Source organism: Bacillus mycoides, from assembly GCF_018742245.1.
Lineage (GTDB): Bacteria > Bacillota > Bacilli > Bacillales > Bacillaceae_G > Bacillus_A > Bacillus_A cereus_U.
This window is the reverse complement of the sequence record NZ_CP036132.1, coordinates 3,400,503-3,426,102: the sequence shown is the minus strand read 5'-3', so window position 1 is coordinate 3,426,102 and position 25,600 is coordinate 3,400,503. Positions and strand designations below refer to the sequence as shown.

Below are 25,600 nucleotides of genomic sequence, written 5' to 3'. Positions count from 1 at the left end.
GAGAGGGGTAATACTATGGTTATGCAGATAGTAAGCTTTGTATTACTTGGCATTATAACAGTGATTATATTGATTGATTTAATTCCTATATGGAAGGATTGGTTGGACCGGATAAAAATAGGAAGATTTACAGATAAGAATAAATGGAATACAGCAATAACCAGTAAAGGTGTGCAGTGGCTCAATAAAACGCCCAAGATCAAAGTAACTGATAATACAAGGTTAGTTGTAATAGATATGTTAAGGGGGAATTATACGAAAAACGTTATACAGCATTGGCAAGAAGCGGCACTAGTCTTAGGTTTATCTGAATATTTGAACTATAATGATGATAAAAGAGTTGAAAATGAAGCTATAAAACTTTTGAATTCGAAATTTAATCACAATGGCCAATGGAAAACTAAGCCTCAGCATGTAGATGGAGCAATACTTGCTTATGCTGTTATGAAATTAGAATTTATAGATACAGATAAATATAGAAATGCATTTGATGATACATGGGAAATGATAAAAGATCATATAGGTGAAGATGGTACAGTCGAATACAGGAAGTCTATGCCAAGCTACAGATATGTAGATACTATAGGTTTCATATGTCCTTTTTTGGTTGCTTATGGTACTAGGTATAATAAAAATGAATGTATAGACCTAGCTGTAAAGCAAATTACGGAGTATAAACAATATGGAATATTAGATATACACCATATTCCAAGTCATGCCTATAAGTTAGATAATAAAATACCTGTTGGCTTATATGGATGGGGAAGGGGGCTGGGGTGGTTTGCACTTGGCCTCATAGATGCTTGGATTGAGTTACCAGAGGATAACAAGTATAAGGTTGTATTAGAAGGATATATCAAAATGTTCGTAAAATCTATTGTAAATTTCCAACAAGAGAATGGAAGTTGGAATTGGACTGTAACTAGGAGCGAATGCAGGTCAGACTCTTCCGCTACAGCTACTTTAGGGTGGTTTATGTTAAGTGCATCAAAAATAGAGGGGATTTCGAACGAATGTTTAGAAAGCGCAGGTAAAGCGATAAGTTATTTAATGAAGGTAACAAGAAGAAACGGAGTAGTTGATTTTTCTCAAGGGGATACAAAGGATATAGGTGTGTATTCTTTGTTATTTAATATTCTGCCTTTCACCCAAGGTTTTTGTATTAGAATGATAAATTCATATAAATATAAAATAGGTGATTATACAGGATAAAAAGAATTGTAACATCATTAAAGGTTCCTTAATTGCCCCGAACTGTATTTTTCTAGACTAAGGTAAAAAATATGAAAAAACCTGGAGAAAATATGAGAGTACAAAATTCTATTTTTAATATAGTGGCTGGCCTAGGAAACCAAATTATTATTACAATGTTAGGTTTTATTTCAAGAACCGTATTCATTAATAGTCTAGGTATTACGTATTTAGGAATCAATGGACTGCTCACTAATATATTGTCCATGCTAACATTGGCGGAGGCAGGAATAGGGGCTAGTATCATGTATAGCCTTTATAAACCAATAGCGGATAACGATCAAACAAAAATTAATGTGCTGATGAATTTTTATCGAAAAGCCTATATGATAATAGCTTTAGTTGTATTGTTATTGGGATTATCTATTATGCCGTTTCTTCAATATTTTATTAAAGATTCGAACGTGAAAGATATTTATTTGATTTATGGGATTTTTTTGCTTAATACAGTTTTGCCATATTTGTATGTTCATAAAAGCACTTTTTTAAATGTTTGTCAGAAGGGATACATTGTGATAGGAATCTATTCGATATCATCAATTGCATCTACTTGTTTTAAAATAGGAATACTGCATTTCACAAAAAATTATATTTTATATTTGGTAATGGACAGTATCATAACGATTATCACCTCTATTTTCTTAGTTACTTTAGTGAACAAAATGTATCCATTTTTGAAGAATAAAGCATCAAGTAGATTAGATAGTGAAACAAAAAGAAAAATTGTTCAAAATGTAAAAGCTATTGTATTACAAAATATAGGTAATTATCTAATATTTGGGACGGATAATATTATGATATCTTCATTTATAAGTGTTGCAGCAGTTGGCTTGTATTCTAATTACACTATGTTAATTGAAATTTGTAGGACTTTTATTAATCAAATTTTTAATAATATCTATCATAGTGTAGGAAATTTAGTAGCGAACGAAAGTATAGATAAAGTTTACAGCGTATATAAAGTTTACATGCTTCTAAATTTTTGGCTATACTCATTTTTTACCATAGCCCTATATATTATGATAGAACCTTTTATTACTTTATGGTTAGGTTCAGAGTTTTTAATGAGTAAAGGTGTACTACTGATATTGATGATTATTTTTTATGAAAGAGGTATGAGAAATTCGATAACGACAGTGAAAACAACATCCGGAATCTTTCATGAAGATAGATATGCTCCTTTATGTCAAGCTGCCATGAATCTTATTATTTCTATTGTTTTGGTTCAATATATTGGTATAGCAGGTGTGTTCATTGGGACTTTTGTAAGTGCACTAGCTGTTCCGTTTTGGATTACGCCTTATCTAGTATATAAAAATGTATTTCATAAACCTGTTAGGGGTTACTTTTTAAAATATATTTATTATATAGCTGTAGGTATAGGATCCTATCTACTAACTAGTTTTATATGTAACTTTATATCGTCAGATAATTTCTTAACATTGCTATTAAGAGGTATTATTTGTTTGGTAATTCCAAATTTAATTTATGTATTTGTTTTTTGCAAAACAGATGAATTTAAATATTTATCAGGAATTATTAACAATCTAACTAGGACATTGTTAATAAAAGTAAAATTGAAGAAAAAAAATACTTATAAGATAGAAAGCTAAAACTTTTAGATTAATAGGACAACTTCTTATTGTGAAGAAGTCCTATCTAGACCATTTTTCTGAAAGGAGGTTGTTTATGAAAAAGAAGCTTTTAATAGTTACTGATGTAATGGCAATAGGTGGAGTTGAAAAAGTTATTGTAAATACTTTAAATGGTTTGGACTACTCTAAATTTGATGTAACTCTTTTTATCATGTATAAAACAGAGGGAGAAAAGAATAATGTAAATAAAATTCCCGAGAAAGTTAGAATACGATATTTATTTCATAAATCTGTTAAAGGTATTTATCAAAGAATATTGTACTACTTATTTATGTTTTTCCCTTCTACACTCATGAATAAGCTCATCGTGAAAGAAAATTATGACATCGTTGTTACTACAAAAGATATTTTTACTTATCCAATTAGAGTTAACAAATGTCATAAGGTTATGTGGATTCATGGAGGATTGGAGCATCTTGAAACTGAAAAATCGACCATATTTATTAAATTTAAAAGATGGATTCAAAAACGTACTTACAGCAAATTTGATAAAATAATTATGTTAACGAATGGTGCCAGAAAAAGGTTTGGTAACAAATATGATCTGAAAGAAAGATGCTATGTATTATTTAATCCTATTAATACTAATGAAATAACTAAATTATCTAATGAAGCAGTATTCGATTATGATTTTAAGAATAATATAAACATTGTTTGTTCTTGTAGATTAAGTGTTGAAAAAGGTGTCGATAGATTAATACATTCTTGTAAGAGGTTATTAAGCGAAGGCTATGACTTTAATTTAATAATCCTAGGAGACGGTCCCGAAAAGGTAGAATTAAATAAAATGATTTTGAAAACCCCTATGCTAAGTGAAAAAATAGCTATTTTAGGATTTAAAGACAATCCATATAAATACATGAATAGGTGTAGCCTGTATGTCTCCTCCTCGTTAACCGAGGGGTTTCCTTTATCTGTTGCTGAGGCGATTATTTTAGAACTACCAATTCTAAGCACATATTGTAATGGACCCGCTGAAATGGTGGATAATGGGAAATATGGATTGTTAGTCGAAAATAGCGAGAATGGGATTTACGAGGGACTAAAAAATATGTTATCAGATCCGGAATTGATGGAATATTATAAAATGAAAAGTAAGGAACGAAGAGAGTTCTTTATTTACGAAGAAAATATTAGATTATTCGAAAAGTTTATCAGTGGACAGTAATTTATAAAATTTGAAAAAGGTTAGATATATATTGAGTAAATTTAATCAATAAAAGTTGCGCTTAAATATAGGAGATATAGATTTTGAGCTCCATCTAGAATAAGGAGAAGGTGTATTATGAGTAAATATGTTAAAAATAATTATTATATAAAAGAGAAAAGCTGTTATGTATAAAAAATAGCATAACGGCTTTTGAAATTATTGTAAAAAATCACATTTATAATATAACAGATTTTAATAATACACTATAAAACCTAAATTAGTTCTTTTAAGTTTAATTATGGGGGAGACGCAAATAAGAAATGTTTTAAGTAAAGAGAAAGGAGAAGTTTATGAGTCAGCTGAGTATAATAGTACCTATTTATAATGCTGAGAAAAAACTTGATAAATGTATAAAATCTATTATTAAGCAGACATTTAAAGATTATGAATTGATTTTAGTAAATGATGGTTCTTCAGATAATAGTTTAAATATATGTAGGAAATATGAAAAACAAGATAATAGAATAGTTGTAATAGACAAGAAAAATGAGGGGAGTATCGCGACTAGAAGAAAAGGAATAGAAGCGTCGAATTCTAACTATATAATGTTTGTTGATGCAGACGACTGGATTGATAAGAAGATGGTTGAAGAGCTATATCATCAATCTGTGGAGAGTAACGCAGATGTCACTGTATGTAACATGTATAAAGTCTTAGGGAATAGCATGTTAATTAAGAAGAAAAATAAAAGTAGATATTTCAGTGGGAATAAGATTTATGATAAGAGCGAAATAAAAAGAGACATAGTAGTGGCATACTTTTGGGGACATCCTTTTCCGCCATCATTATGTGCAAAGTTATATAAAAAAGAGTTAATTGAAAATAGTGGAAAGTATCTAGATAGAATTTGTTTTTTAGGTGAGGACCTCTTTTATAATTTAGAAATGTTCATAAAAGCGAACAGGGTAAAAATTATTGATAAACCCTTATATTATTATAGACACGGTGGATTTACTAGTAAATATATGCCTCATTTATTTAATGATATGGTCAATGGCTATCAAATTCAAAAGGAAGTTATTGATGAATTTTATGTAGATACGAAGCAAATAGAATATAACGGTATTAGTATTATGCTACTAAATACTTTTAAAACTTGTTTATACAATTTGTTTAGTAGTAATTTGAATGCATCTGAGATTATGCAACAAATACAATTATATGTTTCTAATGATAACGTCATAGAATGTCTAAATAACGAAGGTTCTTTAAAATATTTCTCAGAAGAATATTTAAATGCTATAAAAAATAAAAATATAAAATATTTATATGAATTAGGTGAGCAAATGTATAGAAAGAAGAGGATAAAAAAATCTTTTATAAATTTTATGTCTAAAATTTCTATAATTTAGTATATGTACTATTCAAACTTAATAAGAGAGATAAAAAATGAAGAATTTATCTATAAAGAAATCAAATCTATTTCATCCCTTATTACATAATATATATAAAAGTAATAAAGGGGTGTAAATTGAAAATGTCTATAAGAGTTAATCTTGATGATCTTGATGATTTAGATTTGACAACTAAGTTCCCTACTCATAATGATGTGTTAGTTTATGATAGTACAAAATCGAAATGGATTCCCAAAGCGCTCTCATTTCCAATGACAGAAAGTGTTTCAAGCTCCTACGTATTGGAATTAGATAGATGGAATATTAAAAGTAATGGAACTGATTCATATGAAACTACAAAAGGGATAAATGATGCGTTAGTTTGGGCTAAATCTCAAGGGTATAATCACGTAGTATTGTCAAGTGGCACATATAAGCTGAAGATTGATCCGATAACATTCACGTGTATTGTTCTGCAAAGTGATATGCATTTTGAAATGATGGATGGATGCATATTAGAATTAGAGGCTAATTCATCTCCTTGGTATAGTATATTTGGAGTGAAAGGTGTTAAAAATGCTAAGATTTCTGGTGGGAAAATAGTTGGAGATAAAAAGACACATAAGTATGAATTAGGAGTGAAGTTTGTAAGGGGAGGGATAAACGGCGATGGTTCATTAAATAGTAATCCTAATTTTATTCGTAGTGAAATAGTGGATAGATATGAAAATCCTGGCCTTTTACAAAATTTTCGTTTGTGGTCTATCCTTGGTGTAGTTGCTACAGCGTATAGCTTTTACCAGTATAAAGATATTATTTCTAATAGTACGTTAGTTGGGGTTAGGAATAATGGTGGATTTGCTCCAACGAGTCCAACTGGTCGAGGTTGGTTCGCGCCTATAAAAGATGCTAATAAAATGATTTTTGTAATTGATATAACGTCCTCACCATTAAGTGATACTCAAATTGCACAAATTAATGCGAAAGTTGATAATCAGAATTGGACTCATGAGTGGGGACAAGGCATACAAATAAACGGCTCACATAACATTGTAATAAATAATGTAGAAATAAGGGATTGTACTGGTGATGCCATTGCTACAGCTTGGCTAGAATATAAGCTTAGTTCGTCTGATTATATCCAAGAAGATATGGGATCGTATATTTATATTCATAGTTGCAATCTTCACCATTGTAGGAGACAAGGAATTTCTCTCACTGGCTCAAATGATATTTATATTTCAAATAATAAAATACACCATATTGGAAAAGCTGATGATGACGTTACAGTAGATGGTACTGCTCCGATGTTCGGTATTGATATTGAATCTATGTGGTCGGAAACTAATATACCAACGTGGCGGCCGGAGTTAAATAAGTCAGGATTAGAATTGAATACTAGAATATATATTTTTAACAATTATATATATGATAACACTAGAGGGCATTTTGTAAATGTTGATGGTATAAATGTGATTGTAGAAAATAACACGTTTGAAGGTCCGAATGTTGGAGGTGTTAGTTCGTATCAAAATAACTGGTATGTAAAATACCTGAATAATACATTCATCGGGTGTGAATTTGTTGTTAAAGGAGATAATTTTGTTAACGGAGTTGTCTGTAATAACGGTAGTATAAAATTAACGGATGTTCAAGGTGCAGTGATTCAAAATTGTCAAATAAAGAATGGCGTATTTTATGGTTATAGTTCTTTAGGCTATTTTGGAACACCTGCAATAGATGTTACAACTAGTACATTTACTTTTAGTAAGCCGCACGGAATGGGGAATGGTGCTAAAATTTGTTTTGAGCAGTGGGTTGGTAAAGTTCCTACCGGAATTAGTGTGGATAAGCTTTATTACACGATAAATGTAACAGCAACAAGTTTTCAAGTGTCTGAAATATTGAATGGAACTCCAGTAGCTATAACTGATGTGGGTATATCAGGATTTAATATTAGTAGATATGATTATGGTAGATGTTATATTTCTGATATTACGATTGAAAAAGAATGGAGTGATAGTACAGTATATGGTGGTGTCGATATTACATTAACAGGAGGAGTTATTAAAAACCTTACAGTCAAAAATTATGGTTTGACAATTGGAGTACCTGAAAACTATGTAGGTAGACCTAATGTAGTGGAAGGGATAACTGTAATAGAAGGTCCTGCACAACTAGAGTGCTGTAATATAAGTAATGGTAAATTTATGAAAATAAAAACTTCAAGAATAGGTGGAGATATAGCTCTAGGTTCTAATGATGTAAATTATAAGAGAAAGGTAAATATAGATAATTGTATATTTCAAAATGTTGTCTTGAATTTTGATGGAAATGTGCTAAACACTCGAAGTACATTTTTGAACTCTATTATTAGAAAAGTAGATAATGAAAATACTTCGTTCATTACCCTTTCATATCTTGAAAACACCTCAATTGCTTTACATTGGTTAACTAAAGAAAAAACAATGGTAATAGCAAAATGTATATTCAATAATGTTTCGACTGATATAACGAAAAGTACGATGTTGATAGATAATGTGGTATTAACATAAATCTATTTACTTGAAATAATTTGTTTGACAAAATATTGTTTTTTAATGAATCGACTAAATATATAAAATTCTTGAACGGAAACAGTTCAATAAACAAATTGAGCTGTTTTTTTGTTTTCAAACATAAAAATCTATGAAGTTTTAGGCAAACAGTATATCAAAAATAAGACTGTCTAGTATGTCAGTTGCTAGAGTGGGATTTGTAACTTTTATGATTACAAACGAACTAGTGCGGTGGATTATACTTAAAAATTAACTACTGAGAGGTAGGGGAATATGATATGTTAAATGTAAACAGACAGCATCGTTTAAAAATTGGTATCATGTTAGATTCACTTGTTGTTAGTAGTTGGATTGAGAAAATGATTTATGATATTGTTCATACTGAATTTTTAGAGCTCTCTATAGTGCTTATCAACGGCAATGAAAGGGCAGAGAAGCAAAATGTTTTTCAGCAGAGCGTAAAGAAGACGTCATTGTATTCTAACTATTTAAAGTGGGACTATAATTATTATAGTAAATACGTTAAACATAATGCATTGAAACCGGTTCAGATGGAATCTTTGTTATCTGAATATGGCTGCAGAATTTTAACCATATATCCTAAAAAACAAGGGTTACATAATGAGTTTTCTGATTCAGATTTAGATGTAATTAGAGGTGAGCAGTTAGATGTTATTATAAAGTTAGGATTTGGTACATTTCATGGTGAGATTATAAATATTGCAAGATATGGAATATGGTCGTACTGCTTTAATGGAAAAGGAGTAGAAGCCTTTTGGGAGATGGCTAGCAGGAAGATACCGCTAGAAACTAGGCTGCAAATTTTAGCGAGTAAGCCTGAAAATCACAAGATTATTTATAGAACGATGTCTCCACTGAATGTTGAGTCTTTATTTTTTAATCGCAATCTTTTGTATTGGAAAGTTAAAGATATTGTTTTGAGAAGGCTCTTTGATTTATACAAAAAAGGATGGTCGTATATTACAAACTTAGATACATATAATCAACCTTTATTGGTTAACGAGCGTCCAGATAAATACCCAACTAATTTTCAGATGATTCTTTTTATTTCTCGACTTGCTATGCACAAGTTAAAATCCAGGTTATTTATGGAACATTGGTTTATAGCATTTAAAAATAGAAAAGAGGAACGTAGTAGATTTCATATTATTAAAGCCCCGTTAAGTAGATTTTATGCTGATCCTTTTGTTATCGAAAGAAATGAAAGAAATTTCATCTTTTTTGAAGATTATATATATAGCGAGGGTAAGGGGAATATTGCGTTCGTCGAAGTGGATATTGAATCAAATAGCGTTTCACAACCGACTACTGTGTTGGAGAAACCGTATCATTTATCGTATCCTTTCTTAATAAAAGATGGTGGAGAGATTTATATGATACCTGAGACGTCAAGTAATCAAACAATAGAACTATATAAAGCGACTAATTTTCCATATGAGTGGGAAATTGAAAAAGTATTAATGGAGAATGTTAATGCTGTTGATACAACAATTATTCAACATGAAGGTAAGTATTGGTTGTTTACTAACGTTTTTACTGATGGAAGCTCACTTGATGAGTTATATTTATTTCATTCAGATTCTTTATTTGGTCAATGGGTGTCGCATCCAATGAATCCTATAGTTTCTGATGCAAAATCGGCTCGACCTGCTGGGAATATATTTTTCCACGATGGTAAATTAATTAGACCATCACAAAACTGTTTATTTTCTTATGGATATTCAGTCAATTTGAATGAAATCGAAATACTTAATGAAGATGCATATAAAGAAAAGAAAATTAAAGAGATTACTCCAAGTATTTTTAAGAGGAACAAAGGTACTCATACTTACGTTTTTAATGAGGATTTGGAAGTACTTGATGGCAGAAAACAGGTACTTAAATTTAAGTAATCCTTATTCTATATAAGGTATTTGCTTTTGTAATGAAAGGAAGAGAAACGGTAGCAATTTCTTTTATATATTGTATTGACATGGTTTAGGAAGACATCCTAAAAAGTTTGAATGAGGAGTATAATTATATATGAAGAGATTTTTTGATTTGTTAGTTTCTTTGTCATTCTTATTAATTCTCTCATTGCCTATTATTATAGTGGTTATATTAGTTAGAATTAAGTTAGGATCTCCGATTATATTTAAGCAACAGCGTCCAGGTTTATATGGAAAAGCTTTTTATCTTTACAAATTTCGTACAATGACCGATGCAAGAGATAGTAAAGGTGAGTTGTTAGCCGATCAAGTTAGATTAACTTCATTTGGAAAATTTCTTAGGAAATACAGTTTAGACGAAATGCCACAGCTTATAAATGTTGTAAAAGGTAATTTAAGTTTAGTAGGACCGCGGCCATTGTTAATGGAATACTTACCTTTATATTCCAATGAACAAGTTAAAAGACATCATGTAAAACCAGGAATTACTGGGTGGGCCCAAGTGAATGGGAGAAATGCGATTACTTGGGAAAAAAAATTTGCATTAGATGTATGGTATGTAAATAATCAATCCTTTTCACTCGATATGAAAATATTATTTCTTACAGTAATAAAAGTGCTTAAATCAGAAGGAATAAACCAAGTTGGTCATGTAACAATGGAGCCTTTTACGGGTGCAAAATCGGCTGTAAGTGGGGAGAGAAAATGAAAATTGCAATTATTGGACAAGGCGGTCATAGTAAGGTCATACAGGATATTATTTTATCAAACAATGAATATGAAATCGTTGGATATTTAGATGATCGATATGAAAATATAGTTATTGTAGATAATATTTATTTTGGGCCGATTTCAACTGTATACGATATGATTAATTATTTTCATCAAATAAATTTTGTTATCGCGATAGGGAATAATAAAGTTAGAAGAAAAATTGTCGAAAGATTATGTTTATCTGACGAATTTTACATCACGTTAATACATAAAACAGCTGTTGTCAGTCCAAGTGCTAAGATAGGAAACGGCACAGTTGTCATGCCCAATGTAGTGATAAATGCTGATACTCAAATTGGTAATCATGCCATTATAAATACAGGCTCTGTCGTTGAGCATGACAATATAATAGGTGATTTTGTGCATATTTCTCCTCGCGCTACACTTACAGGTTCTGTCATCATAGAAGAAGGGGCACATATAGGGGCCGCGGCTACTATAATTCCAGGTGTCAAAGTCAGTGAATGGTCTATTATTGGAGCAGGAGCTGTTGTAATAAATGATATGCCGCCTAATTGTATTGCTGTTGGTATTCCTGCCAAAGTTATTAATGAAATAAGTTGCTAGGGGTGATAAAGATGGTAATGATACAACAAAAACGAATTTATCTCTCATCACCGCACATGAGCGGAAATGAACAAACATATATTCAGGATGCATTTGATACAAATTGGATTGCTCCTCTTGGTCCGAATGTAGATGCTTTTGAAAAGGAGCTTGCAACTTTTGTTGGTGTAAAGGATGCTGCAGCGGTTAGTTCAGGCACTGCTGCTATTCATTTGGCTTTGCGGTTATTAGGGGTTCAAAAAGGAGATAAAGTATTTTGTTCAAGCCTTACTTTTGTAGCAAGTGCAAATCCAATTGTTTATGTAGGAGCTGAACCAATATTCATTGATTCAGAGCCGGAAACATGGAACATGTCACCTCAAGCATTGGAATGTGCGTTATGTGATGCGGATAAAGAAGGGAAATTACCAAAAGCTATTATCGTTGTTAACTTATATGGGCAGAGTGCGAAAATGGATGAAATTCTTTCATTATGTAATGAATATGATGTTCCCGTTATTGAGGATGCAGCAGAATCTCTCGGTTCTACATATAAAGGAAAAGCAAGTGGAACATTCGGGAAATTTGGGGTTTATTCATTTAATGGCAATAAGATTATTACAACCTCTGGTGGAGGAATGCTGGTTTCTGATGATGTTGAGGCATTACAGAAAGCGCGATTTTTAGCAACTCAAGCAAGAGACTTAGCATCTCACTACGAGCATAGTGTGATGGGTTACAATTATCGAATGAGTAATATATTGGCCGGTGTTGGAAGAGCACAATTAGAGGTGCTAGAAGAGAGAGTTAGGGCTAGAAGGTTCATATTTGAGCAATATTACCGAGAATTATCCAATATATCTGGGTTTCAGTTTATGCCCGAATTAGAAAACACTTGCTCGAATCGTTGGCTTACAACTTTAACGATTGATGAAAAAGAAGCAGGTATATCTATAGAATCATTATTGGGAGTATTAGCCAAAGAAAATATCGAAGCTCGCTCTGTTTGGAAACCGCTTCATATGCAGCCGCTTTTTGAAACAATGAAATATTACCCTCATAGCGGAAATACTCATGTGGGTGAACAATTATTTAAAAGAGGTATTTGTCTTCCTTCTAGTTCTAACATGGCAGACGGTGAACTACAAAGGGTAATTCAATGTATCAAAAATGCTTTATAAAATAAAGCACTTTCTGGATGGTATGTGTAAATTCAGGAGGTGCTTTTATTTGAATGATTATTTTTGAAATGGGGTTAAACAAGAATAAAAGTAGTTGGTAGTTTCGTTATTTTAAAAAATGATAGTTTTGGGAGTTGATATCATGAGTATAAAGTACGAATGTACAAAAAAATATTGTAAAAATTGATAATGAGTGGATTATTATGGATACTGAAAATTTTACAATAACAAAAATAAACGTTATCGGTGCATATATTTTAGAGGAAGTAAGAGGGTAACGAGAACTTGAAGATATATCATTTATAATATTACAGATAGCTACGCTGTTGATTTAAATACAGCAAGATCAGATGTATGGAGATATATTGTTTTAACTTTTCCTAGTTTACCAAGATGGTGTAGAAAATATCCATACTTGCGGACAAGGTTAAAGAGTAAGTAGGGGAGTTCATTATAAAGGTTTCCAATTGGATATAACCAGAAAATTCGGTCTATTTATTGACAGAGTAAAGATGAAATGTTAATTTTATCTTACTAATGTCCTTCTTTAATGAAATTTAAGTACAGCCATATATTGAAAAGTAGATAATAAAACTATAGATATTTACTTGGTATTTTTGTTGAACTAAATATAAGTGTTCTTTAAAAAGAATGTGGAAAGAGCAACAAAATGTATGTAGCTGTAGAGGAACTGTCTGTAAAAGCCCAATTCGTGAGAAGCAATTATCAGTAGAGAATGATTAAGTTAAGCTGATGAGAGTTTTACTTGATTCGATTGGCCTTTACTTACTGTTGCATAGTGGGAGGAAAAAATGAGTGCTATAACTGGGATTTTACATTTTAATGATGAACCTATATCGATTGAGCACGGTACGAGATTAATGAAGGATTTGCAAAAATATCCTGCTGATGATGTTCAAATATGGCATACAGATAACGTCTTCCTTGGGTGTCACGCACAATGGATTACACCAGAGTCTATCGGTGAACAATTACCATTTTATGATTATAAAAGGCAATTAGCGATTACAGCAGATGCCATTATCGATAATCGTGATGAGTTATTTGAAAGACTACAAGTGGAATATGCTGATAGAAAAAAAATGACAGATAGCGAATTAATCTTGCTCTCCTATCAAAGGTGGAAAGAAGAAACTCCAAAGTATTTAGTAGGCGATTTTGCTTTTATGATTTGGGATGAGCGAAAGCAAAAATTGTTTGGAGCAAGAGACTTTTCTGGGAGTCGAACTCTTTACTATTACAAGAATCAACAGCGATTTGCGTTTTGTACGACAATACAGCCGTTGTTGACCTTACCATACGTTCGAAAACAATTAAATGAACAATGGCTCGCTGAATATTTGGCTATAAGTGGAATGGTTGATGTAGTTGATGCCACCATGACGCCTTATAAAAATATAGAACAAGTACCTCCATCTCATAGTATTTCGATAGTTGAAGATAAGATAATACTTACGAGATATTGTACTTTAACTTCAAGAGAAAAGTTAAAGTTAAAGTCAGATGAGGAATATGTAGAGGCATTTCAGGACGTATTTCAAGATGCAGTGACGGCAAGGTTACGAACATATCGTCATGTTGGTGCCCAGTTGAGTGGAGGGTTGGATTCAGGATCTGTTGTCAGCTTTGCAGCAAAGGTTTTACGTACAAAGAATAAACGACTACATACATATAGTTATGTTCCTCCTAGTGATTTTATCGATTTTACACCCAAGTATAGGATGGCTAACGAGAGGCCGTTTATTCAATCAACCGTAGAGCATATAGAAGGTATTACAGATCATTATGTAGATTTTCAAGAAGAGAACCCCCTATTAGAGATAAATGATTTCCTTGAAACGATGGAGATGCCATATAAATTTTTTGAAAATTCTATTTGGTTAAAGGGAATTTTCGAGAAAGCACATGAGGAAGGAATAGGTGTATTATTAACCGGAGGAAGGGGGAATTTATCCATATCTTGGGGACCTGCTATAGAGTATTATGCTATTCTTTTAAAAAAATTAAAGTGGATTCGCCTTTATAAAGAACTAAATTTATATAGTAAAAATATTGGAGTGAAAAAAACAAAATCCTTATCATATATTTGGAAATTTGCATTCCCACTTATTAATAAAATCACTCCGGGCATTGAAATATATCGTTCACCTAGATTAATTAGCCCCGAGCTGGCAAAAAGGACTGATGTGTTTACAAAACTAAAAGAACATGGCATTGATGAGAGAGGAAATTTGCCAAATATATATGAAGAAAGAAGAAGACATTTTGAAGAGTTGTTCCATTGGAATGCAACAAACACACTTGGAGCGAAACAATCTTTACGCTATTCGCTATGGAAACGAGATCCAACAAATGATATACGAGTGATTCGTTTTTGCCTATCAGTACCTGAAGAACAGTATGTACAGGATGGTTTTGACAGAGCACTTATCCGTAGGGCAACAGAAAGTTTTTTACCAGATAAAGTTAGATTGAATCAGCATTATAGAGGGGTTCAAGGTGTAGATTGGGTTCATCGTATGACTCCTTCTTGGCATATATTTGTTGAGGAACTTCAGTGCCTTAGTTCAGATATGAGGATTTGGGAATTTTTAAATGAGCAAGTGGTGAAGTCAGCTATTTCAAAGGTTAGGGAAGGACCTCGGCCGGAATATGCAACAAATCCAGAATATAGGATTGCTATTCGAAGTTTAGTCGTTAGTCGATTTATAAAAAACTTTTCTTGAGAGGAGGTGAAAATATGAAAAAAGAGTGGAAAACTCCGGTGCTAGAGACACTGGATATTAATATGACTATGGCATCAGGATACGAGGGCTATCATGATGAAGCTTACAATGGTGAACCTGCAAATGGTCCGCATCATCAGTCATAAATTTATTTGTTTTTAGATGTTTTGTTGCCCTTATTCCATATGAAAAAGGATGAGGGCTTTTCCTTTAAATTAATTCTTTTAGTAATCTGGAGTGATATAGATGATAGATACTGTAAAAAAAAATACTTATAAAGCTTTTGGATTAAATTTATTAAGTGAAATCATTTTACCAGAATTACCTCAAATAAATAAACAATCCGATAAACCGGATGTTGTGATTACGATTGATGATTTATCTGAGTTATGGCTGGAAATAGCAGGTCAACCCAATCAATTTTTAGTGAGGGATAATCTAGTTATGTTTCAACTTTCTAACCTTGCTACGTTTGCTATAAGGGATGGAAATAGGATTAGTGTTTCCCCGATGAATGGAGCTGACGAAAATGAGATTAGGATTTACATTCTGGGGACTTGTATGGGCACTATATTGATGCAAAGGAAAATATTACCGCTACATGGGAGTGCGGTTGCTATAAATGGAAAGGCGTATGCTTTTATTGGAGATTCAGGGGCTGGAAAGTCTACCTTAGCTACTGCTTTTTTAAGTAAGGGATATCAGCTACTAAGTGATGATGTGATAGCTGTGTCTCTTTCAAATGATGGTCATGTTCCGTTTGTTTTTTCGGCCTATCCACAACAAAAACTATGGCAGGAAACCCTCACTGCGTTTGGAATGAAGTCAAGTCAATATTGTTCTTTATTTGAACGGGAAACTAAATATGCAGTTCCAGTCAATTCTCAATTTTCAACTGAAATATTACCCCTTGCCGGTGTATTTGAATTAGTTAAAACTGAGAGAGAGGGCATTGATATTTATCCTATTCAGAGACTTGAGCGTCTCCATACTTTGTTCCGCCATTCATATCGTAACTTTCTGATTCCACGTTTGGGATTAATGGATTGGCATTTTAGTACTTCTACAAGGATCATCGAACAAATTGATATTTTTCGACTACGCCGACCAACTTGCGAATTTACAGCACATCAACTAGTATCTTTAGTTCTAGCAACCTTAAATAAGGAGGAGTAATCTATGATTCGAAAACAAAATATTTCAGTACACCATACAATCGTACAAGGAAAAGGAAACATCGTCAGTAATATGGATGGAGAAAAAGTCATGTTGAGTATCCAAAATGGAAAATATTATAATTTAGGTGAAATGGGTGGAACGATATGGGATTTTATTGAGAACCCAACATCTGTTACTCAATTAGTTGCTGCATTAATATCGGAATATGAAGTAGAGCAATTTACATGTGAGGAGCAAGTTATTTCTTTTTTAGAACTTCTGTTAGAAGAAAATCTGGTTGAGATTGTAGAAGGGAGAAACAAGTAGTCTAGTATTTTATCCTGTATAAGAAGTAGGGGAATATATGAATATTGTGCAAAAGATAAGAAAGTTTTTCTCATTAGATATGAAGACAATGTTTTTATTTATAGAAGCGTATATGTATTTAGGATGGGCTCGTTTTCTTAAATCTATGCCATTTTCTAAGATTGCTCCTACATTAGGTACTCATATGGATGAAACATCTTTAAGCTGTAACGAATCTAATAAATTAATATTAAGAAGTATTTCTGAAGCAATACATATTATGAGTCAGCACACTTTTTGGGAGAGTAAATGTCTTGTGAGTGCGATAGCTGGAATGGAAATGCTAAAAAGACGTCAAATTGAGAGTACTTTGTATTTAGGGACCGCGAAGGATAAGAATGGAAAGATGGTTGCTCATGCTTGGTTACGTAGTGGTTCTTTTTATATAACTGGAGCAGAAGAAATGGAACGGTTCACTGTAGTTAGCAAATTTGCGAGAAGAATGGGTTAAAAAATCTTGAAGGAGAATACTATGAATAACAGTTATGGACTGGATTTAAACTGTGTGGCTAAGGAGCTGAAATTACAACTTGAAATTCTAAAAAGTGGAAATGCTACGGAGTTACAAGAAATCAATAAGGAGTGGTTTGAAAATATTGATTGGGATAGATTTCTCGAACTAACAATCCATCATCGTGTATATTCATTCATTTATCCAAAGATGAAAGAGGTGGATAAAAAATTGGTTCCGGTACGTGTTATTCAAATTTTACACCAATATTTTAAAATGAATACATTTCAGATGCTTCATTTAAGTGCTGAAATGGAGCTAGTAAGTAAACTGTTTACTGAAAATGAGATTCGTACTCTTTTTTTAAAAGGACCGCTACTTGCTCATGACCTATATGGGGATATTTCCTTGCGAACATCTTCTGATTTGGATGTTCTTATTCCAATTCATCAGCTGAAAAAAGTAGAAAAACTTCTTTTAGAACAAGGTTACGTAAAGGATGGTGATATTCAAACAATATTAAGTGATTGGAAATGGAGACATCATCATATGGAATTTTTTCATCCGCAAAAGCAAATTAAACTTGAAATTCATTGGAGATTACACCCTGGACCAGGGAAAGAGCCAAGATTTGAGGAACTGTGGGAGCGAAAACGAAAAAGCACGCTTACAAGTTATCCTATATATCTATTAGGAAGCGAAGACTTGTTTTTATTTCTTATTTCTCATGGGGCACGTCATGGATGGTCTCGACTGCGTTGGTTATTAGATATAAAACAAATGGTCAAGCAAGGACTTGATTGGAAAGCAGTTTACAAGTTATTCACAACATATCAATGTGGGCATGTAGGAGGCCAAGCGCTAATTCTAGCTACTGAGCTTTTAAATGCAACAATCCCTGAAGAAATGAAAGTATTGGCAGGTCAAAGACGGTCCAGAAAATTAGCACAAGATGCAATATTTTATATTAGAAAAATGGTAAACCTACATACGGCTCCTGTTCCAGATGAAGTAGCGGCGTATCACAGTCGTCATTTATTTTCATTAATGTCAAATCAACAAAAAATTTTATTTATTATCAGTTACTTTTATCCTTATCCAATTGATGCAAAGACGTTACCATTGCCTAAGTATCTTCATTTTTTGTACTTTCCTTTACGTCCTATTCTATGTACCTGGAGGAAAGCGAGAAAGCATGTATTATCATAGGGGGGACATAAAAATGGAAAATCTCTTGTACTTTGCTAAGAAGTTACATTCTTTTTCTGGAAAAACATTATATATAAATCTATTAGGAATGTCCTTGGTTAGCCTTTTAGAGGGGATTGGCATTCTTTTATTAATTCCTATGATAAGTGTCAGTGGAGTTGTAAAGGTAAATAGCGGTTCAATTCCAGGTTCAGAGGTGTTTGAATTCCTGCATAATATTCCTGAAACATTGAGCTTGCTGATTATCTTAAGTGTTTATATTTTTTTGGTAGTAGCTCAATCCCTCTTGCAACAAAATCTTACCCTTCGAAATATGAAAATTCTTATAAACTTTACAAACCATATAAGATTGGAAATATATCGTACTTTATTACAAGCTAATTGGGGTTTTTTTGTAAAAAAGAGAAAATCCGATTTAATCAATGCTTTGACTGAAGAATTAGGACGTGTTGTGAATGGAACAAACTTATTTTTTCAGATGTTAACGGCTCTTATTTTTACATTAATACAAGTTGGAATTGCTTTATGGCTTTCTGCAACGATAACTCTCTTTGTCCTATTTGCTGGTTTAGTTCTTGCTTTTTTTTCTAGACATTTTATAAAAAAATCAAAAGCGCTTGGTAATCAAAAATCGGAGGTAGCTAGAAGTTATCTTGGAGGCATAACAGACCATTTTAACGGGATTAAAGATATTAAAAGCAATACGTTAGAAGAATCTAGATATACATGGTTACATACTTGGTGCCAAAGGATAGAGCAAGAACAATTAGCATTTATGAAACTAAAAAATAGTTCGCAACTTTTTTATAAAATTGCATCGTCTATTTTAATTGCATTTCTTATTTTTACATCTATAAAACTATTCCAAGCTCAGCCAGGACAATTATTATTAATTATTCTTATTTTTTCTAGGCTATGGCCAAGATTTACAAGCATTCAATCCAATCTTGAGCAACTAGCTGCAAGTATTCCTGCTTTTAAGTCTTTAATAGAATTACAAGAGGAATGTAAGAAAGCAGAGGAATTACAAGATATAGAACAATGCTATAAATATGTAAAACCAATGTCTATAAAAAAAGGGATTGAATGCCGAAACGTATATTTCCGTTACAATCAAAACGAACCTGTATATGCTCTTCAAAATATTAATTTGCAAATCCCAACCAATTGTATGACAGCGATTGTTGGACGATCCGGTGCCGGAAAAAGTACATTAATTGATATTTTAATGGGACTTGTTCATCCGGAAAAAGGAAAGGTATTACTAGATGATTCGACTATTACAAGTGATAATTTATTGGCTTTAAGGAAATCTATTAGCTATGTTCAGCAGGATCCATTCTTATTTAATGCAAGCATAAGAGAAAATTTATTGATGATTGAGCCGAATGCAAGTGAAGAACAAATTTGGGCTGCATTAGATTTTGCTGCTGCTGCTGAATTTGTACGAATGCTACCAAAAGGGCTTGATACTTTTATTGGGGATAGAGGAGTTAGGCTTTCGGGCGGAGAGAGGCAACGTTTAGTATTGGCGCGAGCGATATTACGAAAACCCTCTATTTTAATTTTAGACGAGGCAACAAGTTCGTTAGATACAGAAAACGAAGCGCTAATTCAAAGTGCATTAGAAAAATTAAAGGGCCAGATGACTATTATCGTAATTGCACATCGTTTATCAACGATACGTAATGCTGATCAAGTCATCGTACTAGATAAGGGAGAGGTCGTTCAACGAGGAGCATTTAACCAACTCGCTCAAGAGAGAAAAGGTGTCTTTCGTAATTTATTAGGTAAACAAGTAGAAGTGGGTTCATAGAGGAGAAAGATTGAATGAAATCTTGTATTATTGTAATTCGAGTTGAATGATAGCCCGGATAATGGTCAGTTACAGCAGATCTTATTCGGGCTTTTATATTTGTGTTTTGTAAATTTAGGAAATAAATATAATTTAGTACCTTGCAATAAACAGTACCGAGTGGTATATTATGGATATAACAGGTACCATGTATTGAACAGTACTGAAATAAGAAAGGGGGATTGTCCTTGAACGTTCAGTTTAAAAAAGGTGTGTTAGAACTGTGTGTATTGGCGCTTGTAAAACGTAAGGATTGTTATGGTTATGAACTTGTTCAGCAAATTTCAAATAAATTTTTAATATCGGAAGGTTCTGTATATCCGCTATTACGTCGTTTAACGAAAGAGGAATATTTTCAAACATATTTAAAAGAATCCACGGAAGGACCGCCCCGTAAATATTATCAACTAACAGAGCAAGGGGAGATGCAACTTACGTTATTAGTAACAGAGTGGCGTGATTTTGCTAGAGGTGTTCAAGAAATTATTGAAGGGGTGGAATGGGATGAGTAAAGAACAGTTTCTTAAAGAATTATCAAGTCATCTTAGAAAGTTACCAGAAGAAGAGCGACAAGATATTTTATTTGATTATGAAGAACACTTTCAGTTTGGGATGGAAGAGGGGAAAACTGAATCAGAAATAATAAAGGAACTTGGTTCTCCGAAAGTAATTGCGAAAGACTTGCTTGCTTTGTATCGCTTTGATGAGATGAAAAAAGATCCATCGACTTCGAATGTAACAAGAGCTGTCATGGCAGCGGTTGGACTTAGTTTGTTTAATTTTATTATTGTGTTAGGCCCATTAATTGCAATTATAGCTTTTATATTTTCCTTTTGGGTCGGTGGTATTGCTAGTGTAGTGACACCATTTTTCGTTATTGTAAAAGTATTTATGGGTACTTTTATATGGTTGGATCTTTTCGTTAGTATAACGTTTGTTGGAGTAGGTTTGTTGTTATGTATTGTAGCTTATTATAGTACGAAGTGGTTTAAAAGATTATGTGTACGCTATGTAGTATGGAACTTCAAAATGATAAAAGGGGAGTAGATGATGAAAAAAATATTATTAGTAGCTATCGCTTGTATCATTATTGGAGTAATAGGGATTTCACAAACATATAAGAAAGCAGTAGAAACTGTAGAGAAAGGAAATAAGGAAGAAGTTATTAAAAACGAAACGCTAAAAAATGTGGAAGTTAAGTTAGATGCTGGAGATATTGTTGTCCAAAAATCTCCTGATTCCTCTTTTTATGTAAAGCAAACAGGAGACGTAAGTAAACAGGAGATTCGTATTGCTGAAGATGGTGACACATTAAAAGTCATAGGGGAAATAGAAAAAGGTGTTTCATTTAATTTTTCCTTTTACAATTTCGGATTTCAAACGCCTACATTGACTATATTTGTACCAGAACGTTCTTATCAAGAGATAAAAGTAAATTCATCCGCTGGACAAATAGAAATAAGTAATGTGAAAAGTGACCGCGTAAGTGTTGAAACACTCGCCGGAGAAGTGGATTTGAAACATGTAACAGCAAAGAGTGTGGAGGGGTCTACAAAAGCTGGTGAGGTGAATTTTAAAAAAGTAATAGGGAAAGTAACAGCAAAAACGGCTAGTGGGGATATAGATATTATTGATCATGATTCTAAATATGATTTAGAGGCAAGTTCAACTGCTGGAGATGTAGACATTACTTTATTGGAAAAACCACAAGATGCAGTTATAACTGGGCAAACCGCTGCTGGAGACGTGACAATTTTTAATGAAGACAATAAAACTATAACGATTGGTAATGGTAGTAAAAAGATTAGCGGTAAAACCGCTGCTGGAGATGTTACTATTGAAACGCGTTAATAATTAGTGAAACGCATTCTTTTGAATGAACGGAAATCTATCAAAATATAAAAAGAAGATAATTACCTATATAAATAAGGGAATTATCTTCTTTTTATTATTTTTAATGTAAATCACGATATACGCCAATTACTTTTCCGATAACTGACACTTGTTTTAAAATGATAGGTTCTAGTGAAGAGTTTTCCGGTTGTAGACGGAAATGATCTTTTTCTTTATAGAAACGTTTAACAGTTGCTTCGTTATCTTCTGTTAAAGCAACTACAATTTCACCGTTGTATGCAGACTGTTGTTGGCGAACAACAACTAAATCACCATCAAAGATACCAGCGTCAATCATGCTATCTCCAGAAATGCGTAACATAAACACTTGATCTGCTCCAGCAACGATACTAGCTGGAAGTGGGAAGTGATCTTCTACACTTTCGACTGCTGTAATCGGTAAACCGGCAGTAACTTTTCCGACGATTGGAACTTGAATTACTGACTGTGTTTCTATTCGGTTGTCACCTAAAATTTCAATTGCGCGTGGTTTTGTTGGGTCGCGTCGAATATATCCTTTTTCTTCTAGTCGTGATAAATGTCCGTGCACTGTAGAACTAGAAGCAAGGCCGACTGCTTGACCGATTTCACGTACGGAAGGTGGATATCCTTTTTCTTGTACTTTTAACTTAATAAAGTCGAGAATGTCTTGCTGGCGTTTCGTTAACTTTTCCATGTTTTCTAACACCTCGTTTTCTTTCATTTTTCTTATTATTAAGTATAACATGCGAAAAAACATTCTACAAACATAAGTTCGAACGAAAGGCAAATTTATGATACACTATAAGGAAGATATAGTGAGAAAGAAGGGTTCAAAATGAATGCAATTATTTATGCACGTGTGAGCACAACAAAAGAAGAACAGGAAACATCATTATTGCGTCAAAAAGATGAATTATTGCATTTAGCTGAGCGCTATCAAATGGATGTTACAAAGGTAATTGAGGAGCAGGCTAGCGGTTATACAATTGAACGTGATGGCATATTAGAAGTGCTAGATACAATTCGAGATGAACAAGTTGATGTACTACTTATACAAGATGAAACGCGTCTTGGTAGAGGAAATGCAAAGATTGCATTAATGCATTGTTTACATAAAGAGGGGATAAAAGTTTATACGCACACGCATAGTGGTGAATTACAGCTTTCAGATTCTGATTCGATGGTGCTAAATATAATAGGGATTGTTGAAGAGTATCAAAGAAAGATCCACAATTTAAAAATTAAACGTGGCATGCAAAGGGCGGTAGAGAAAGGATTTCGTCCAGAGAATAATTTGAAAAATCGTCATTTAAGTATAGGACGTGAGAAAAAAGAAGTGCCAATTGAGGAAATTGTACGTTTACGCCGGAATGAATTAACTTTTGAAGAAATTGCAGCAACACTTCGTGGTTTTGGTCATGATGTTTCAAAAGCAACTGTACATCGAAGGTATGTAGAATATACAAAGCAATTGCTTGATAAAGAGGACTAACTATTGTATGATAATAATCAGTTTTGAGTAGAAGGGGGATTCGAGATGCCAAGTCAAGAACTCATTGAACGCATTAACTTCTTAGCGAAAAAAGCAAAAGCTGAAGGCTTAACTGAAGAAGAACAACGTGAGCGCCAATCGCTACGTGAACAATATTTAAAAGGATTTCGTCAAAATATGTTAAACGAATTAAAAGGAATTAAAGTCGTTAACGAAGAAGGAACGGATGTTACACCGGCGAAATTAAAAGCTTTAAAAAAGCAAGAGAATGCAAAATTAAATTAAAAGATGGGCATAGCCCATCTTTTTTTATTTGTTAAAATCGTTATTTAATAACTTTCCAGTTGTGATTGACTGTTGCTTCTATCCTTTTGTGCTTCAATATATAGTTAGCGATAAGTTCAGACATATCTGTTGGTATGTCTTTTACTACTAGCTTATTTTGAAACATAAAGAAGTTCCCTCCGCCACTTGCGCGATAATTATTCATAACAACGTCATATTCTTCATTTTTATTAAGGGGAGCGCCTTTATACTGTAAAGATTCTACTCTCTCACCAATTGGTTTTGAAATGTTTAATACGTACGAAATCCCTTCCCACATATCGTAATTATAGTGTTGCGGCTTTGGTTCTATGTAGGTAGGGGTTACGATGATGGATCCATCTGCTTTTAATGTGAAATAAGAAGCAGAGAGTTCGAGAGCATCTTTTATATCCGCTCCGGTTATTCTAATTACTTTTAATGTATTTGGATAAATATAATTAGAAACGATGTCACGCATTGTTACATGTTTCGGGAAACCTGGAGATGTATTATGGAACAAACTTGTGCAAGAAATTGAAACATTAGCTATATCCATCTGTATTTTATTTATGAATTCAATAAAAGGATGGTCTTGCAAACGAGTTTGCATAGCATCTGAAATTTGCATGTCCCCATAGATTAGTCCAATAGGTTGATCAAGCCAATTTTGTGTTTTCTCTTCATAATCGGCAACCAAGGAAAGAACATCTTGGTCTGCCGCAATTCCTTGTACGGGCAATAACTCTGAATAACTCTCTTTTTTCACCCATTTTTGTTCTGCTTTTTCGAATGTTACTGTTACTTTTCCAACTGAGTGTCCATTGCATCCGGTCTGTAAAATTGTTACACCATTAATCACGGTGTGAGCGATTTCTCGGTGTTGGTGGCCTGTTAGTAAAATATCTATGCCTTCAATTTCATGGCACATTGCATATCCTTGGTTTTCACCTGTTAAAACTTCAGTCGGTACCCCAGTTTGTAAATCGCGTTCAAATCCCCCGTGATAGGCTACGACTAGTAAATCTGGTTTCTCATGTTTGCGGATGTAAGAAACCCATTTTTTTGTTGTTTCAAATGCATCTTCAAATTGTAAATCTTTAATATGATGTGCTTGTTCCCAATGGGGGATGTAATGCGTTGTCACCCCTAAAATAGCAATTTTTATATTTGATTCAATATGTTTTATTATATATGGTTTCCCGAAATAAGGTTCTTTTCTGTTTTTATCTAAAATGTTTGCTGATAGGTACGGGATATTTGCGGCAGAAATAGCATTATTTAATACATCCATTCCATAATTAAATTCATGATTTCCAATAACTGCAGCATCATAACTTAAATAGTTTGCTAATAAAGACATTGGATTTTTTTTATCTTTTTCATATGTAGCGTAATGATAAGTAAAGGGTGTTCCTTGTATGAAGTCCCCGTTATCAATTAAGAGAACGTTTGTATTTTGGGAACGTTCTTTTTTTATAAGTATAGAAATTTTAGCTAAACCAATTTCAGCTGGGGAGTTATCTTGGTAGTGAATTGGATAAACAGTACCATGTATATCGCTTGTTAATAAGATGTTTAAAGTTACAATTTGATTTTGATTCAATATCATTCACCTTTTCTATTGTTATCTACTAATTAAGCATATCAAATATATGAAGGGAATTTTAATGTGAATGTATAGAA

General features: G+C 32.9%; 23 protein-coding genes. 21 read left to right on the top strand and 2 right to left on the bottom strand.

The features are described 5' to 3' along the window. The first annotated feature begins 15 nt into the window (after positions 1–15). From EXW56_RS17470 to EXW56_RS17380, 19 genes are all read left to right on the top strand, one after another. Entirely contained in the window at positions 16–1,212 is a 1,197-nt protein-coding gene (locus EXW56_RS17470) for a glycoside hydrolase family 88 protein (protein WP_215557345.1), read from the top strand. Positions 1,213–1,304: 92 nt separating this feature from the next. After that, positions 1,305–2,864, top strand: coding sequence for a lipopolysaccharide biosynthesis protein (locus EXW56_RS17465; protein WP_002160849.1), 1,560 nt, complete (start codon positions 1,305–1,307; stop codon positions 2,862–2,864). Between the two features lie 76 nt (positions 2,865–2,940). Further along, positions 2,941–4,074, top strand: coding sequence for a glycosyltransferase (locus EXW56_RS17460; RefSeq protein ID WP_215557344.1), 1,134 nt, complete (start codon positions 2,941–2,943; stop codon positions 4,072–4,074). Positions 4,075–4,406: 332 nt separating this feature from the next. Next, positions 4,407–5,468: a glycosyltransferase family 2 protein gene (locus tag EXW56_RS17455; protein WP_215557343.1), complete on the top strand. Its 1,062-nt coding sequence runs from the start codon at positions 4,407–4,409 to the stop codon at positions 5,466–5,468. Between the two features lie 125 nt (positions 5,469–5,593). Next, positions 5,594–8,005: a right-handed parallel beta-helix repeat-containing protein gene (locus tag EXW56_RS17450; RefSeq protein ID WP_215596817.1), complete on the top strand. Its 2,412-nt coding sequence runs from the start codon at positions 5,594–5,596 to the stop codon at positions 8,003–8,005. Positions 8,006–8,286: 281 nt separating this feature from the next. Further along, positions 8,287–9,921 carry a glucosamine inositolphosphorylceramide transferase family protein gene (locus EXW56_RS17445; RefSeq protein ID WP_215557341.1) on the top strand — a complete coding sequence of 545 codons (1,635 nt, stop codon included), beginning with the start codon at positions 8,287–8,289 and terminating at the stop codon, positions 9,919–9,921. 130 nt (positions 9,922–10,051) lie between these two features. Further along, a complete protein-coding gene (locus EXW56_RS17440) occupies positions 10,052–10,666 on the top strand; it encodes a sugar transferase (protein ID WP_002160854.1) in 615 nt (204 codons plus the stop codon). Continuing rightward, positions 10,663–11,298: an acetyltransferase gene (locus tag EXW56_RS17435; RefSeq protein WP_215557340.1), complete on the top strand. Its 636-nt coding sequence runs from the start codon at positions 10,663–10,665 to the stop codon at positions 11,296–11,298. The genes EXW56_RS17440 and EXW56_RS17435 overlap by 4 nt, the downstream gene beginning before the upstream one ends. Positions 11,299–11,309: 11 nt before the next feature. Then, the gene (locus tag EXW56_RS17430) at positions 11,310–12,458 is read left to right on the top strand and encodes an aminotransferase class I/II-fold pyridoxal phosphate-dependent enzyme (protein ID WP_002160856.1); all 1,149 of its coding nucleotides are present in this window, start codon (positions 11,310–11,312) and stop codon (positions 12,456–12,458) included. An 812-nt stretch (positions 12,459–13,270) separates the two neighbouring features. After that, a complete protein-coding gene (locus tag EXW56_RS17425) occupies positions 13,271–15,205 on the top strand; it encodes a lasso peptide isopeptide bond-forming cyclase (protein ID WP_215557339.1) in 1,935 nt (644 codons plus the stop codon). A 14-nt stretch (positions 15,206–15,219) separates the two neighbouring features. Further along, the gene (locus EXW56_RS17420) at positions 15,220–15,351 is read left to right on the top strand and encodes a paeninodin family lasso peptide (protein WP_002160858.1); all 132 of its coding nucleotides are present in this window, start codon (positions 15,220–15,222) and stop codon (positions 15,349–15,351) included. A gap of 100 nt (positions 15,352–15,451) precedes the next feature. Further along, positions 15,452–16,381 carry a phosphoenolpyruvate carboxykinase (ATP) gene (locus tag EXW56_RS17415; RefSeq protein ID WP_215557338.1) on the top strand — a complete coding sequence of 310 codons (930 nt, stop codon included), beginning with the start codon at positions 15,452–15,454 and terminating at the stop codon, positions 16,379–16,381. 3 nt (positions 16,382–16,384) lie between these two features. Then, positions 16,385–16,690 (top strand): lasso peptide biosynthesis PqqD family chaperone, encoded by a 306-nt coding sequence (locus EXW56_RS17410; RefSeq protein WP_215557337.1) that lies wholly within the window; start codon positions 16,385–16,387, stop codon positions 16,688–16,690. Positions 16,691–16,727: 37 nt separating this feature from the next. Then, positions 16,728–17,180, top strand: coding sequence for a lasso peptide biosynthesis B2 protein (locus EXW56_RS17405; protein ID WP_002160861.1), 453 nt, complete (start codon positions 16,728–16,730; stop codon positions 17,178–17,180). Positions 17,181–17,201: 21 nt separating this feature from the next. Next, positions 17,202–18,389 (top strand): nucleotidyltransferase domain-containing protein, encoded by a 1,188-nt coding sequence (locus EXW56_RS17400; protein WP_002160862.1) that lies wholly within the window; start codon positions 17,202–17,204, stop codon positions 18,387–18,389. Between the two features lie 13 nt (positions 18,390–18,402). Beyond that, complete coding sequence (locus tag EXW56_RS17395) at positions 18,403–20,205, top strand: ABC transporter ATP-binding protein (protein ID WP_215596816.1); 1,803 nt, start codon at positions 18,403–18,405, stop codon at positions 20,203–20,205. A gap of 227 nt (positions 20,206–20,432) precedes the next feature. Continuing rightward, the gene (locus EXW56_RS17390) at positions 20,433–20,756 is read left to right on the top strand and encodes a PadR family transcriptional regulator (RefSeq protein ID WP_002199631.1); all 324 of its coding nucleotides are present in this window, start codon (positions 20,433–20,435) and stop codon (positions 20,754–20,756) included. Then, positions 20,749–21,291 carry a DUF1700 domain-containing protein gene (locus EXW56_RS17385; RefSeq protein ID WP_215596815.1) on the top strand — a complete coding sequence of 181 codons (543 nt, stop codon included), beginning with the start codon at positions 20,749–20,751 and terminating at the stop codon, positions 21,289–21,291. The genes EXW56_RS17390 and EXW56_RS17385 overlap by 8 nt, the downstream gene beginning before the upstream one ends. Before the next feature lie 3 nt (positions 21,292–21,294). Beyond that, positions 21,295–22,095, top strand: a complete 801-nt coding sequence (locus tag EXW56_RS17380) for a DUF4097 family beta strand repeat-containing protein (RefSeq protein WP_215596814.1) — start codon at positions 21,295–21,297, stop codon at positions 22,093–22,095. A gap of 103 nt (positions 22,096–22,198) precedes the next feature. Here the strand turns inward: EXW56_RS17380 and lexA are convergent, their stop codons facing one another. Next, positions 22,199–22,813 carry a transcriptional repressor LexA gene (gene lexA, locus EXW56_RS17375; protein ID WP_002199634.1) on the bottom strand — a complete coding sequence of 205 codons (615 nt, stop codon included), beginning with the start codon at positions 22,811–22,813 and terminating at the stop codon, positions 22,199–22,201. Between the two features lie 141 nt (positions 22,814–22,954). On the opposite strand from lexA, the gene EXW56_RS17370 reads away from it, so the two are divergent. Together EXW56_RS17370 and EXW56_RS17365 are read left to right on the top strand one after the other, a co-directional pair. After that, entirely contained in the window at positions 22,955–23,611 is a 657-nt protein-coding gene (locus EXW56_RS17370; protein WP_002111214.1) for a YneB family resolvase-like protein, read from the top strand. Positions 23,612–23,656: 45 nt separating this feature from the next. Beyond that, positions 23,657–23,896 carry a DUF896 domain-containing protein gene (locus tag EXW56_RS17365; protein WP_002111213.1) on the top strand — a complete coding sequence of 80 codons (240 nt, stop codon included), beginning with the start codon at positions 23,657–23,659 and terminating at the stop codon, positions 23,894–23,896. A gap of 40 nt (positions 23,897–23,936) precedes the next feature. On the opposite strand, the gene EXW56_RS17360 is transcribed toward EXW56_RS17365, so the two are convergent. Next, positions 23,937–25,520, bottom strand: coding sequence for a bifunctional metallophosphatase/5'-nucleotidase (locus EXW56_RS17360; protein WP_098988328.1), 1,584 nt, complete (start codon positions 25,518–25,520; stop codon positions 23,937–23,939). Positions 25,521–25,600: the final 80 nt, after the last annotated feature.